This window comes from Methanosarcina sp., assembly GCF_035390745.1.
Taxonomy (GTDB): domain Archaea; phylum Halobacteriota; class Methanosarcinia; order Methanosarcinales; family Methanosarcinaceae; genus Methanosarcina.
In genome coordinates this window covers 1-14,940 of the sequence record NZ_DAOOUJ010000043.1, presented here as the reverse complement: position 1 = coordinate 14,940, position 14,940 = coordinate 1, and the positions used below count along the sequence as shown (strand labels likewise).

Here is a 14,940-nt window from a genome sequence, read left to right as displayed (position 1 = left end):
CCTCACTTTCGCAGCCTTATATGAATGATCTTTTAACTGAAATAAGCATTTACCTGAAATAAATTATTTTGTCAATAATACTAATATTCATCAGTATATTTAGGTTAATTATTTAAATAAGTTTCAGTATTCTATTAGATAAATATATTTATATAGATATATATTCAAAAATGTGCTCTTAAAAGTTCCAATAATACTGTTATAATTCAGAATAATTTAATAACCAGGTTTACAGTTACTGTTTAATCCTTTCGTTAATGCCTGCTTTGCAAATATTCCTTTTACCATCTATTTTTTATGTGAAAAGCACATTTACGCTTTAACTTTAAGGCGGAGAATGTCTTCTCAACTCTAAAGGAGCCAGGGGTAGTTCATAATGACTTTAAACTGAATTGCTAAAGCCCTTTTTTTACACATTCCCTCAATTTCCAGCTGCTGAAGTTTTTTATTTGCCAGAAATTCAAGTTACCTTAAGATTACCGTTACCTGAAAATTACCTTAAGAAATGCTGCTGATCATTATGTCTGCTGAAATATCTGATAATAATTTAACCTGTACTCCCCCGGAAATCCTTTCTCCGGCAGGAGATCAGGAAGCCCTGCTTGGTGCAATCAAAGGAGGAGCCGATGCTGTCTACCTTGGAGTCGGTGAATTCAATGCCCGGCAGGGAGCTAAAAATTTCGCCATTGATGACCTTGAGGCTGCCATTGACCTTGCTCATTCACATGGAGTCCTCGTCTATCTCGCCCTGAATATTCCTATCAAGCAAAAGGAACTGCAGCATGCCCTTGATATTGTGGACCGGGCATACGCTGCAGGAATAGATGCTATAATCCTGCAGGACCTCGGGCTTCTCAGGCTTTTAAACGAAATCTACCCTGACCTTAGCCTTCATGCAAGTACGCAGATGACAATCCACAGCAAAGAAGGAGTGGATTTTACATCAGGGCTGGGAGCAAAAAGGGTCATAGTTTCCAGAGAACTTACCACTGATGAGGTAAAGGATATTGTAGACCGTTCAAAAGTGGATATTGAAGTCTTTGTTCACGGAGCCCTCTGTTATTCTTATTCCGGAAAATGCCTCTTCAGCAGTTTCCTGCACGACAGGAGCGCAAACCGGGGAGCCTGTGCCCAGCCCTGCAGGCGAAGGTATCGTTTCCTGGTAAACGGCAGGGAGATTGATGAAAGGCATATCGGAGGCAGTTATCCCATAAGCTGTGCCGAACTCTCCACCCTCACAGGGCTTGAAGACATCATAAAAACCGGTGTTGTAAGCCTTAAAATCGAAGGCAGGATGAAAAAGCCCGAATACGTGACTGCAAGTGCCTCTGCCTACAAAGAAACAGTTGAAAAGATCTGTACTCCCGGAGAACACCCGACAGAAGAAGAGCTCAAAGCAAGGGAAGCCGAGCTTGCAAAACTCTTTTACAGGGGATTTACGCGCGGCTTTATACTCGGAGAAAAAGGGGTATCCCATCCCAAATACAGCTCAAACTACGGTGCATTTCTCGGAAAAGTTCTGGACATTTCCCGCTCAAAAGGGAACACAAAACTTACTGTCCGGCTTGAAGAAAATATTCAGGTAAAAGACGGCATAAGCATCTTTACACGCGAAAGAATGCTCGGCTCTGCAGTAACAGGCATAGTAACGATTGCAGGCGAACATGTGAAGATCGCAAAAAAAGGTGAAAAAGTCGGGCTTGAAATAAGTTCAAAAACAGGCAGGGCAGTCCAGAGGGGAGACGAACTCTACCTCACAACAGATACTCAGCTCCTTGATGCCCTCCAGAAAACGAAACTGAAAACTCTCCCTGTAAGCCTTAAAGCAAAAGCCAGGAAAGGGGAGCGGTTTGCGGTAGAAATAAGAAAGGAAAAAGAAAAAAGAGACGCAGGAGGAAAAGGCTGCAAAACAGAAGAACCTCTGTGTGCTGAATTTGAAGATGAATATGTCGTCCAGGGAGCCGAAAAAGCCCCAACAACTGAAGAGCAGATAAGAAAAGCAATGGAGAGCCTTGGAGATACTCCTTTTGAAGCCGCTTCAGTTGAGATAGAAGCTGATGAAAATATCTTTATTCCGGTCGGCGTGCTGAAAAATACGAGGCGAAAAGCTGCTGACCTCCTGCTCGAAAAAATCCTGAAAGCAAATAAAAAAGAGCAGAAACACCCTGATCTGGAAGGTTTCAATCACCTGTGTTCTGTAGAAAGCGATGCCGGGAGTAAAAATGAAGCAGTCCTGAAAAGTGCAACCAGCATGAAAAAGGAAAGGGGAGGGTTAAGAGACACTGCTTCAAAGAAACTCCTTCTGAGCGTTGAAGTGCAGAATATTCCTTCACTCTTGCAGGCAGCCTCAGCCGGAGCTGATATAGCCTACATCCCGATTTCATTTTTTGAAGTACTTATGTCTCCCAGCAGTGCTGACAGGTTTGAAGATTTGAAAGCCGAAAAAATCGAACTGGTTTTCAGGATCCCCAGAATTACCCACGACCGGGAACTGGAGGAATTAAAAACCCTGCTGGAAAAAGTAAGAGACGCCGGCTTTACAGTTGCATGTTCAAGCCTCGAAGCATCACAGATTGCTAAAAAGCTTTCCATACCTTTTGTTGCCCAGAAAGACCTCAATATCTTCAACGCCTTTACTGCCAGCACTTTTTACCAGGCAGGAGCATACAGGGCAACCCTTTCAAGCGAACTGAACCTGAGCGAAATCAAAAATGTCTGTGAAACACTCCAGACCTGCGGGGTTTCAGGACAGACCGAAATTCTGGTTTACGGCAGGGAATTGATGCTTATTACGGAAAATGACCTTTTAAAACCCCTCGTTGACCGAAAAATCGTAAGAAAAGAGAGTGAAGTGCTCCTTGTTGACCAGAGCGGCTCCGAGTTTCCTGTCAAACGCACCGGCACCCGAACACTGATTTATAATTCAAAGGTGCTTGATATGCTGAAGTATGTTAAGAATATGAAAGGGTATGGTGTGGACGTGCTAAGGCTTGACCTTTCGCTCAACACTGATGCTGAGGTAAAAGAGATCACAGAAGCGTATAAACAGGCGATTGCAGGAAAAGAGGCAAAACTGAAGCCTGCAAGAGGAGTTGAATATACGACGGGGCATTATTTTAAGGGAGTCTGAGCACCCGAGTTCCGCCTCGGGAGCCCGCTGTCCTTCCCGAGTTCCGCCTCGGGAGGGCGGGGTCCTTTTCGCTGCGCTCAAGAGGACTAATTTTTGGTTTTGAATACTTGCTTTGTTAGCTCAAGCAGACTAATTTACGGACTGTAGAAGTGAGCTGAGTTCAATAGGACCGATTTGTAAGTTAATTGATTGATTATACCAATGAACTGAGTTCGAGAGGATTGATCAAAGCTTTGACACTTACAACAGTACTCACTTTACTGAGTCTGTCTTTTCCCGCTCGACGCAGGAGAGCGGCCTTTCTCAAAAAGTAAAAAGATATAACTGAAAAACAGTATTACGCCATTTTTATTGCTTTCTCAGGCTTCTTTTTATCTTTTTATTCTTTTTGTGCAGGGCTGCCAGACAAACTGGCGGGGGTTTCACAACTTCATTTACTTTAACCCGGCTTCTGTAGGGTTAAGGGAATTTTTATCCTTAACCCAGAGCCTTTCTGATTTTTCCCATTTTGGTAAGGGTCGAGCATACGAGCTGCGAGACTTCTTCGTCCATACAGTTTCCGTCCTTTCCTGCCTGCAAAAGGTCGGGCTGCATCATTTCGAGCAGGATGCGGTATGAGGGTTCCGGCTGGGCTTTAAGGCTGAACATATCTCGCAAGACCTTGACGTCTTTTCTGACTTCTTTCATGCAGGGTTCTGAAATGAAGCGGGAAGCTACATTCAGGTCCAGGTATCCGGAAGCAAAACTCAGGTCGCTGACGAGGGAAGGGAAATATTTCTCTAGCAGCTTTTCGCAGGCATCGTCACCGAGCTTTTCCCGGGCTTCTTCAAGAGCAGTGCCTGTGCCTATGAATTCTGGAGGCAGGCCTATTGAATAGAGGGCGCCGGTGAACTTTATAGCTCTCGGCAGGTTCAGGTCTTCTGCAGGCATGCTGGCTTTGAGTTCTTTTCCAATATCGCTTCGGCAGAGGCTTACCAGACCTGAAATATCGGGAGTGTTCCTTGAATAGCCGCCGCTTCCTTTATGCATCAGGCGGTCCCGCTGCTGGGGGAGGAGCCCTGCAAGCTGGTTTATAGTGGAGGACAGTTCGCGGATAATGCGGCTGTACTTTGCCCCGAAAATTCCTATGAGGTTCACAATTTCCTCTTTTTCTTCGCTGGAATAGGTATCTGCAGATTCAGGAAGCCTCTTTTCTGCAAGGCGGACAAGGGATTGAGCTTCTCCTTTTTCGTGGCTGTATCTTATAGCTGACTGGAGGGTGATCGTGCCTATCCCCCTGTATTCCCTGAAAAAGTTTTCCGCATTTTTCAGGTTCAGATGCCCCCGGAAGGGCAGAGTCCCTGCACCGAATATGATGCCTGTGCCGGTATCGAGCTCTGAGTTCAGTTCGGAAATCCCGCTAATGGCATATTTGCATGAGAGTGTGCTTGCCACATGCCCGAAAGAAAGGGCAGAGTCAGATTTGCCCAGGAATACTCTGAATTTTTCGGGTGATGCCCCGAAACGCTCTTCCCAGGAAAGGATTGTATTTTTTGTAAGTTCTTTTGCGTGCAGCAGGGCAGGGGCGTCCTCTATAAGGGGAATTATACGAGGGACATCCATTGCAACCCCAAACTCTTTTTTTGCAAGCTCGCCTACGTCTACCATATGCTGCTGGGCATCAAGGATTTCTTTTACCGTCCCTGTCATGGGGTGTACGAACTCATTGATCGCCTGCACGTCCGAGTATTCGAGTGCTCCATAATTGGCTTCGGCAATCGACATCATGACCATAAGCTGCCTGAACCGGTTTTCCTGGACTGCGCTCGGAGCCCGCGGAGTGATGAAAATGTCTTTTCCGGGTATCAGGTCTGTTTCTTCTATGAATTTTGATACAATCTGGACGTTCTGGTGGTAAGGAGTTGCTTTCCCTTCATAATCCGGCATATATTCGTCACAGCCGAATACCACTGCAGCTTCAATGGCTTCACCGGGTTCTTCCTGCGTGGAGATATATTTTGATGCAGAGTCCGGATGCTGCGTGCACATCACTTTGGGATAGGTTGCTTTTCTGCTCATGAAACTTGACCCTCACTGCTTAAAAGGGACAACTTTTTTATTCCGTCTGATTTCTGGTCCTTTCTATCAGCTGCCAGATTAATTGTCTTATTAAGCTTATTGTTAACCTTGGAATTATCTCAAATTAATAGCGGGAAAGAATGTTTACTCAATAATAAATGTTTTCGTTGACAATAAGTTGACAATAAGGTCCCGGCTTTAGAACTGTTTATTATTGTTTATTATACAGTTGTCAAAGTGCTGTGTATCCGGTATCTAAAATATATTAGTGTCAAAACTACCTGAATTTCAATTTAACAGGACTTACGCGATTGAAACGAGAATCAATAGTAATAAAGAAACTGAAAGAAAAGGAATAATTCAGGATAGAAGAGACTATCTTTAAATTTGAAAAGATTATGAAAAAGAGCAAGAGTTAAAATGGTTAGCGGATATACCTGAACAGAAAATCTTCAATGAATAAAATTCGAATCTGATTAAAACTCTCATTATGATACCAATCGAGAACAGATGTCAGGCTAAAAAATGAGTGAAAATAATTTGAACTGGATCACAAATTTTATCTGGGGAATCGCGGACGATGTATTGCGCGACCTCTATGTTCGTGGCAAGTACCGTGATGTTATCCTGCCTATGACAGTCCTGCGCCGCCTGGATGCGGTGCTCGAACCAACAAAACAGGCTGTTCTTGAAATGAAGGCTACCCTTGACAGTGCAGGGATTACAAATCAGGACCAGCCTTTGCGCCAGGCTGCAGGTCAGGCTTTTTACAACACTTCTAAATTTACCCTGAGGGACCTGAAATCCCGCTCCAGCCAGCAGCAGCTGAAGGCTGATTTTGAGGCTTACCTTGACGGATTTTCTCCTAATGTGCAGGACATCCTCGATAATTTTGAGTTCCGAAACCAGATACCACGCCTCTCAAAGGCTGATGCACTCGGGAAGTTGATCGAGAAGTTTCTTGACCCTTCGATTAACCTGAGCCCCAATCCGGTGATGAACGGAAACGATTCTGTTAAGCACTGCGGCCTTGACAACCATGCAATGGGCACGATTTTTGAGGAACTTGTAAGGCGTTTCAATGAAGAAAACAATGAGGAAGCAGGTGAACACTGGACACCCCGAGACGCCGTTAAACTGATGGCACGGCTTATTTTTCTCCCTATCGCCGACCAGATTGAGTCAAGCACATACCTCCTCTATGACGGGGCCTGCGGTACAGGTGGCATGCTGACGGTTGCTGAAGAGGAACTGATACAGCTTGCAAAGGACCACGGAAAACAGGTAGCAACGCACCTTTACGGCCAGGAAATCAATGCTGAAACCTATGCAATAGCCAAAGCCGATCTGCTGCTTAAGGGAGAAGGTGATGCAGCAGACAACCTGGTTGGCGGGCCTGAGTACTCGACCCTTTCTAACGACGCTTTTCCGGCTCGCAAATTCGACTTCATGCTTTCAAACCCGCCTTACGGAAAAAGCTGGAAGAGCGACCTCGAGAGAATGGGCGGAAAAGACGGGATCAAAGACCCGCGCTTTACCATCGAACACGCAGGAGACCCTGAGTATTCCCTGCTTACACGTTCAAGCGACGGGCAGATGCTGTTTCTGGTCAATATGCTCTCGAAAATGAAGCACGACACCAGACTCGGCAGCCGGATAGCAGAGGTCCACAACGGTTCCTCGCTTTTCACAGGGGACGCGGGTCAGGGAGAGAGCAATATCCGACGCTGGATAATTGAAAATGACTGGCTGGAAGCCATAGTCGCCCTGCCCCTGAACATGTTTTACAACACGGGCATTGCGACCTACATCTGGGTGCTCAGCAACCGCAAGCCTGAACACAGGAAAGGTAAAGTCCAGCTTATTGATGCGACTCAGTGGTACAGGCCTCTTCGCAAAAACCTGGGCAAGAAGAACTGCGAACTTTCCGAGGAAGATATCCAGAAAATCTGCGATACTTTCCTTGCTTTTGAAGAATCTGAGCAGTCAAAGGTTTTCCCAAACGCCGCATTTGGCTACTGGAAAGTAACTGTCGAAAGGCCGCTCCGCCTTGCTGTTGACCTCACACCGGATGCAACCGCAGCCTTCAGAAAACTCTGCACCGAGGCAGGAGAAGAGCAGCTTGCATCTCTTGTCGATAAAGCGGCAGATCAGCTTGGACCAGGTCCACATAACGATTTCAACGCCTTCATTCCTTCTTTTGAGGCTCTGGCAGGCAAAGCCGGAGTCAAACTCACTGCCAAAAGGCTCAAACTTCTCCAGAACAGCCTCGCCAGGAAAGATGAGTCTGCAGCACCTGTTATCAAAAAGGTGCATAAGCCCGGAAAGGCTGAAGCCGATCCCCTGCATGGGCGCTTTGAAGCAACTGTGAACGGCAAACGTTGCGTTGTTGAGTACGAGCCCGATACCGAACTCAGGGATACAGAGCAGGTGCCATTGCTGGAGGAAGGAGGCATAGAGGCTTTCATCCGCAGGGAGGTTCTGCCTCATGCAGCAGATGCCTGGATTGACGAAAGCAGCATAAAAACAGGGTATGAGATCAGCTTTACCCGCTATTTCTACAAGCCGCAGCCGCTGCGCTCGCTTGAGGAAATCCGCGCAGATATTCTCGCACTGGAGAAAGAGACAGAAGGGCTGCTGGACGAGATTATCGGGAGAGGCGGAAGATGAAGCTTGCAGCCTGTGTAAAAAAAACTTATACATTACTGTTAAAACTAGTTAATGAAGGAATAGTCGCTGCACTGCGGCGACAATTGAACCAGATACTTTTACGCTCTGCATGTTTTGTCTTTCAATATAATGAGATTTCGAAGGAGCTGAGTTATGTCGAATAAAGCCGGAAAGGATGGAAAGCCTGACGAACGTATGAATCTGGGTCTTCGTAGAGAGGAAGCTCTATTCCCGGCTGCGCCTCCGCTCTCAGATCTTCCGGAAGACTATGCTGAAGCCTTAAACGAGATAAAGAGCCGTATCCAGCAAGAACGCCTGCGAGTTGTACTGGCTGCTAACTCGGCTATGACCCTCCTTTACTGGGACATTGGGCAGATGATCTTGAAAAAGCAATCTCAAGCCGGATGGGGTGCGAAAATCATAGATCGGCTGGCAAAAGACCTGAGAGAGGCTTTTCCGGACATGAAGGGGTTTTCTTCTCGTAACCTCAAGTATATGCGGGCTTTTGCTGAGACCTGGCAAGACCCCTCAATTGTGCAGCAGCTTGCTGCACAAATTCCATGGTTCCACAACTGTCTGCTCCTGGACAAGATTAAGGATCAGGCGACCAGAGAATGGTATATCCACCGGACGATAGAAAATGGGTGGTCTCGTAATATCCTCTCGCTTCAGATCGAGTCCAAACTCCACGAGCGTCAGGGTAAAGCTATCACCAACTTTAAGAAAATTTTACCTCCTGAAGATTCCGATATGGCAATCCAGGTGTTCAAAGATCCCTATCTTTTCGACTTTTTAGGTACTGCTGATTTGCGTCGTGAGCGTGAATTGGAGCAGGCCCTTGTGGACCACATCCAGAACTTTTTGCTGGAACTGGGTGCAGGCTTTGCCTTTGTGGGCCGGCAGGTCCCCCTGGAGGTTGCAGGCCATGACTTTCTGATAGACCTCCTTTTCTATCACCTGAAACTGCGCTGCTTTGTTGTGATAGAGTTAAAAGCAGTCCCCTTCGACCCCTCCTTCATTGGACAGCTCAATTTCTACCTCTCAGCCGTAGACGACCTTCTCCGCCACCCCGATGACAAACCCGCAATCGGTCTCCTCCTGTGCCGGACCAGGGACAAACTCGTGGTAGAATATGCTTTACGCGACCTCAGTAAACCCATCGGAGTCGCAGAATGGGAAACCCGGATAGTTAAAGAGCTCCCCAAAGAACTTGAGAGCAGCCTGCCAAGTATTGAGGAACTGGAAAAAGAACTGAACGAGTATGATAAGGGAGGTAAAGAGCAATGATCCACAACCTCAAACCCTACCCCGCATACAAAGATTCAGGCGTACCGTGGCTGGGAGAAGTGCCGGAGCATTGGGAAGTTAGGCGGGTGAAGCAATTATGCCGCTTTATTTATGGTGATTCCTTGCCTACAGAAGCTAGACAGCATGGAGATATAGCTGTATTTGGCTCGAATGGACGTGTAGGCTCTCACATAATAAGTAATACTCATTCACCGTGTATTGTGATTGGTCGAAAAGGATCTTTTGGAAAGGTAAATTTCTCTGCTGATAGAATATTCGCTATTGACACAACATTCTATATTGATGATCGTTTCACTAATGCTAACCTTCGGTGGCTTTATTATTTACTTGGTTGTCTGAGGCTTGATGAAGTATCGAATGATTCAGCAGTGCCTGGTCTCCATCGTGAAGAAGTCTACCAGAAAATTGTCGCCTATCCAGCAGATAATGATGAACAATTCGCCATTGCCCAATATCTTGATCATATTAACCGACTCATCAGCCGCTACATCCGTGCAAAAAAGAAACTTATCAAGCTGTTGGAGGAGCAGAAGCAGGCGATTATCCATCAAGCCGTCACCCGTGGGCTCGATCCTAATGTAAAGCTCAAGCCGTCGGGGGTGGAATGGTTGGGGGATGTGCCGGAGCATTGGGAAGTAATAGCTTTAAAGAGATTATGCTCTTTGTTGAGAGATGGTACACATCTCCCACCTGCCCGCCAATCCACAGGGATTCCGCTCTTAAGTGTTAGAAACATTGTTGGAGGTCGCTTTGTCAACAGAGATGATGATAGTTTCATTTCGTTTTCTGATTATGAACAGCTTTGCCGTTCGTTTGTTGTTCAGCAAAATGACGTTCTTTTAGCAATTGTTGGAGCTACACTCGGAAAAGTAGCAATTGTTCCAGCAATGTCACAATTTCACATTCAACGTAGTCTAGCGGTGTTTCGTCCTAAGCGCCACAAATTACTTCATGATTATCTTGCTTTTTTCCTTCGTGGACCAGCTTTCCAACGTGCACTCTGGACAACTGTAGCATTTTCAGCACAGCCAGGAATTTATTTGAGTACTTTAGGAGCCTTTCGGATTGCAGTCCCACCGCTAACTGAACAGAAGCAGATAGTATTGAGAATCTCACAACATACCGAGCAGGTTCAACAATCCATAGATAAAGCATATCTTGAAATTTCCCTTCTCCGTGAATATCGCACCCGTCTGATAGCTGACGTTGTAACCGGAAAACTGGATGTGAGAGAAGCAGCGGCGAGCCTGCCAGAAGAAACAAATGAAACAGAAGCTCTCGATGAAGAACTGACCGATGAAGAAGATACCGCTGAAGAAGAACTTGATAGAGAGCCAGAAGAGGAATAAACATGCCAACCGATACCACCGAAAAGGGACTCGAAACCCTCATTGTCGAAGCGATGACAGGAACGAAAGCCTTCCCTGCGCAGACAGACACGGGCAAAGAACCGACCGCTCTCTACGGTGGCACCGGCTGGATACTCGGGCGCTGGCAGGACTACGACCGCGAATACGCTGTTGACCTCGTCCAGCTCACCGAATTCCTCAAATCCACACAGCCTGAGGTCGCTGAATCCCTTGACCTCGAAAATGCCAGCCCCACCCGCCAGAAGTTCCTCGCCCGCCTGCAGGGGGAGGTTGCAAAGCGCGGGATAATCGAAGTGCTGCGGAACGGCATAAAACACGGAAAATACGACATTGACCTCTTTTACGGCACTCCGACTCCGGGAAACACAAAAGCAGAAGAACGCTATTCTCTGAACCGCTTCAGCGTCACAAGGCAGCTCCGCTACAGCCGGGACGAAACACAGCTTGCACTCGACCTCTGCCTTTTCATAAACGGCCTGCCAGTAGCCACCTTCGAGCTCAAAAACAGCCTCACAAAACAGACCGTGGAAGACGCTGTTGAGCAGTACAAAATAGACCGTGATCCTCGTGAGCTCCTTTTCCAGTTCGGGCGCTGCATGGTCCATTTCGCTGTTGACGACCATGAAGTGAAGTTCTGCACGCAGCTGAACGGCAAAAATTCCTGGTTCCTGCCCTTCAACCAGGGCTACAACGACGGCGCAGGCAACCCTCCAAATCCTGCCGGCATCAAGACCGACTATCTCTGGAAGAAAATCCTCACCCCACAGGGTCTTACCGACATCCTTGAAAACTACGCGCAGGTCGTGGAAGAAAAGGACGAAAAGACCGGGAAAAAGAAAAAGGTGCAGATTTTCCCCCGCTACCACCAGTTAGACGTTGTTCGGAAACTGCTCGCCCATGCAGAATGGCACGGGGCAGGCAGCCGTTATCTTATCCAGCACTCGGCAGGGAGCGGAAAGAGTAATTCCATTGCATGGCTTTCTCACCAGCTTATCAGCCTCAAGAAAGACGATAAGGAAATCTTTGACTCCATAATCGTAATCACTGACCGGCGTGTCCTTGACAAACAGATCCGTGACACCATCAAGCAGTTTGCCCAGGTTAGCTCGACAGTCGGGCATGCCGAACGCTCGGGAGACCTGCGGAAGTTCATCGAAAGCGGGAAGAAGATCATCATCTCCACGGTCCAGAAATTCCCGTTCATCCTTGATGAGATCGGAAATGAGCACCGTGGTCGGAGATTCGCAATTATCATAGATGAGGCTCATTCCAGCCAGGGTGGGCGCACAGCAGCAGCCATGAGTGAGGCGCTTTCAGATTCGAAAGACCAGAAAGATCCTGAAGATACCATCAACGATGCACTGCAAAAGAGGATGGAAGCCCGTAAAATGCTTCCCAACGCCAGCTACTTCGCATTTACCGCAACTCCGAAAAACAAAACACTTGAACTTTTTGGGGAACCGTACAAAGATGGAGATAAGATAAAGCACCGGCCCTTCCACAGCTACACCATGAAGCAGGCGATTCAGGAAGGCTTCATCCTGGACGTGCTCAGGTACTACACGCCTGTAAACAGCTACTACAAACTGATTAAAACGGTGGAAAGCGACCCTGAGTTTGATACCAAAAAAGCAAAGAAGAAACTTCGAAAGTACGTCGAAAGCCACGATTACGCCATCCGGCTCAAAGCTGAAATCATGGTAGACCACTTCCAGGAGCAGGTGCTCGCTCTCAACAAAATCGGTGGACAGGCGAGGGCGATGGTGGTTACAAACGGAATTGAACGTGCCATACAGTATTATCATGCCTTTCGGGACTACCTCATGGAACTCAATAGCCCCTATAAGGCGATCGTAGCTTTTTCCGGGGAGCACGAGTACGGCGGGGTAAAAGTTACAGAAGCCTCATTAAACGGTTTTCCATCAAGCCAGATTGAAGACAAAATACAGGAAGACCCTTACCGCTTCCTTATCTGCGCCGACAAGTTCCAGACAGGCTATGACGAGCCGCTTCTGCACACGATGTATGTTGACAAAGTCCTTTCAGGGATCAAAGCCGTGCAAACACTTTCCCGTCTCAACAGAGCCCATCCTAAAAAGCACGACGTTTTTGTGCTTGACTTCATGAACGACGTCGACACAATCCAGGATGCTTTTTCGGATTACTACCGCACCACGATCCTGAGCGATGAGACTGATCCCAACAAGCTTCACGACCTGAAATCTGATCTTGATAGTTATCAGGTCTATTCCCCTGAGCAAATAGAACAGTTTGTTGAACTTTACCTTGGGGGAGCTGATAGAGACAAACTTGATCCTATCCTCGATGTCTGCGTGGCCGGATACAAATACCATCTTGACGAAGACGAACAGGTTGACTTCAAAAGCAAAGCAAAAGCTTTCTCCCGTACCTACGGCTTCCTTGCTTCAATCCTGCCGTACACGAATGCCGATTGGGAAAAGCTCTCGATCTTCCTCAACTTCCTGATACCAAAACTGCCTGCTCCAAGGGAGGAAGACCTTTCAAAAGGTATCCTTGAAGCAATTGACATGGACAGCTACCGTGTCGAAAAACAGGCTGTTGTGAATATCCAGCTCCCGGATTCAGATTCAGAAATAGAGCCAGTGCCGGCAGAAGGCGGCGGATTCAAGCCCGAGCCAGAGCTGGATAGGCTCAGCAATATCCTCAAAACTTTCAATGATCAGTTTGGCAATATCCGATGGACTGATGGCGACAGGGTACACAGGCTGATTACCGAGGAAATTCCTGCCAGGGTTGCTGCAGACGTTGCATATCAGAACGCGAAGAAAAACTCGGACAGACAGAATGCCAGGATAGAGCATGACAAAGCTCTTGCTCGCGTAATGATTGCACTGATGAAGGACGATACCCAGCTTTTCAAATTGTTCAGTGACAATGAATCTTTCCGCAGAACTCTAACCGACGCAATTTTTGAACGGACTTACTCACAATAACCGTGAATATAGTGAAGAACTCTCAAAATTGTGCAGCGGCTTGCTGCACAATTTCCCTCCATTCTGCCCGAATCCGGCAGAAATTGCCAGAAACATTTGAACTTTCACTTTTTTCATATCAAAGAGAAATTCTCACCACTGGTGAGACAATTATCTTTTGTGCAAAATTGCCTGAAATTGAGCCGGCCAAATTTCTGGTTTTTTCCTTGAGAACTTTTCTACGAACTGATTTTCTAAACTTAACACCAGACCAGCAAACCTCATTATTCCATCAAAACGAGAATACAAAAAGCAATCGGTAAGGTTAATTTCGAAACATACTTTCGTGGGCAATATTATGTTAATAGTTTAATATTGATATGGAAAATATTCTTACCCAGAAAAAATTTAGAAAAGAATAGAAAAATGGAAACTTATTTTTTTGAGGGGTAAATCAATAAAAAAATATGAGGGTCGAACATGTTTGATGGGGTAAAATCACTAAAAGAATTTTATCATGGGAAAGGATTACGGCTAAATCTCATAGCAGTTATCCTGGGGATAATGGTGCTGGCACCAATGGTTGCGGCAGCAGACGATGTAAACCCCGGAGTCTATCCGGTGGATTCCGTGATTTGTGGAAAGACGTATGGGGAGTGGAGTGCAGAATGGTGGAAATGGGCATTTTCAATACCCTTAGATAGAAATCCTCTGACAGATACAACAGGAGAATTCTGTGCCGAAGGGCAGTCGGGAGATTATGGTTTATTGGAGGCATTATTAGTTCGCAGCCGTCTCCGATTCAAGTAACACGAACCTGTACTATTCCCGCTGGAAAAGCCCTCTTTTTCCCGGTAATTAATGGAGAGTGCTCAAGAATTGAAGGAAATGGAGAAACTGAAGAAGAGTTACGTGCCTGTGCTAACAACCAGATGGAGTATGTAACGGTAAAAGAAGCAAAAGTTGATGGCAAGAAATTAAAAAACTTGGATGACTATAGAGTGGAATCTGACCTCTTCATATTCAAGCTCCCGAAGGATAACATTCTCGGATTACACCCGGGATCCAGTTACTCAGTAGCTGATGGATACTGGATAATGCTGGAACCTCTTTCTGAAGGAAAACATACGATTTACATTCACGGGAAGATGGTGTTTCCGGATGGCTCTTCCTTTGAAACGGAAGTGACGTACAAAATAACAGTCGTATGAGCCTTAACCTTTCTCTGAGAAATGATATAAAGTGTTTCTATCATCGGCTTTTATTGTCGATGATAGGCCAATTTTTTTAAATGAGTTGCTCTTTTTTCTGGAATTATTCAGGGATTAAGTGGGAGTAAATGGGTCTTTGCTTTATTCAATTTTCACATTTGAGTTTTGATGAGACTGATGAAAAAAACAAACTCACAATAGCAGACGTTTTCCAGTAAAATAAGAAATTGTTTAAATTA

At 46.2% G+C, this 14,940-nt stretch carries 8 protein-coding genes; 7 read left to right on the top strand and 1 reads right to left on the bottom strand.

Annotation, left to right across the window (positions count from 1 at the left end):
* Positions 1–520 precede the first annotated feature (520 nt).
* Positions 521–3,130, top strand: coding sequence for a U32 family peptidase (locus PLL47_RS10335; RefSeq protein WP_324446120.1), 2,610 nt, complete (start codon positions 521–523; stop codon positions 3,128–3,130).
* Positions 3,131–3,607: 477 nt separating this feature from the next.
* Here PLL47_RS10335 and ppcA read toward each other — a convergent pair whose 3' ends face one another.
* Positions 3,608–5,188, bottom strand: a complete 1,581-nt coding sequence (ppcA, locus tag PLL47_RS10330) for a phosphoenolpyruvate carboxylase (RefSeq protein WP_324446119.1) — start codon at positions 5,186–5,188, stop codon at positions 3,608–3,610.
* A gap of 525 nt (positions 5,189–5,713) precedes the next feature.
* Here ppcA and PLL47_RS10325 point away from each other — a divergent pair.
* The 6 genes from PLL47_RS10325 (at position 5,714) to PLL47_RS10300 (ending at position 14,701) form a co-directional block, all read left to right on the top strand.
* Positions 5,714–7,858, top strand: a complete 2,145-nt coding sequence (locus PLL47_RS10325) for a type I restriction-modification system subunit M (protein WP_324446118.1) — start codon at positions 5,714–5,716, stop codon at positions 7,856–7,858.
* A gap of 153 nt (positions 7,859–8,011) precedes the next feature.
* Positions 8,012–9,145: a PDDEXK nuclease domain-containing protein gene (locus PLL47_RS10320; protein WP_324446117.1), complete on the top strand. Its 1,134-nt coding sequence runs from the start codon at positions 8,012–8,014 to the stop codon at positions 9,143–9,145.
* Positions 9,142–10,515, top strand: a complete 1,374-nt coding sequence (locus PLL47_RS10315; RefSeq protein WP_324446116.1) for a restriction endonuclease subunit S — start codon at positions 9,142–9,144, stop codon at positions 10,513–10,515. The genes PLL47_RS10320 and PLL47_RS10315 overlap by 4 nt, the downstream gene beginning before the upstream one ends.
* Before the next feature lie 2 nt (positions 10,516–10,517).
* Positions 10,518–13,511: a type I restriction endonuclease subunit R gene (locus tag PLL47_RS10310; RefSeq protein ID WP_324446115.1), complete on the top strand. Its 2,994-nt coding sequence runs from the start codon at positions 10,518–10,520 to the stop codon at positions 13,509–13,511.
* A gap of 459 nt (positions 13,512–13,970) precedes the next feature.
* Positions 13,971–14,300, top strand: coding sequence for a hypothetical protein (locus PLL47_RS10305; protein WP_324446114.1), 330 nt, complete (start codon positions 13,971–13,973; stop codon positions 14,298–14,300).
* A gap of 122 nt (positions 14,301–14,422) precedes the next feature.
* Positions 14,423–14,701 (top strand): hypothetical protein, encoded by a 279-nt coding sequence (locus PLL47_RS10300; protein WP_324446113.1) that lies wholly within the window; start codon positions 14,423–14,425, stop codon positions 14,699–14,701.
* The last annotated feature ends 239 nt before the right edge of the window (positions 14,702–14,940 follow it).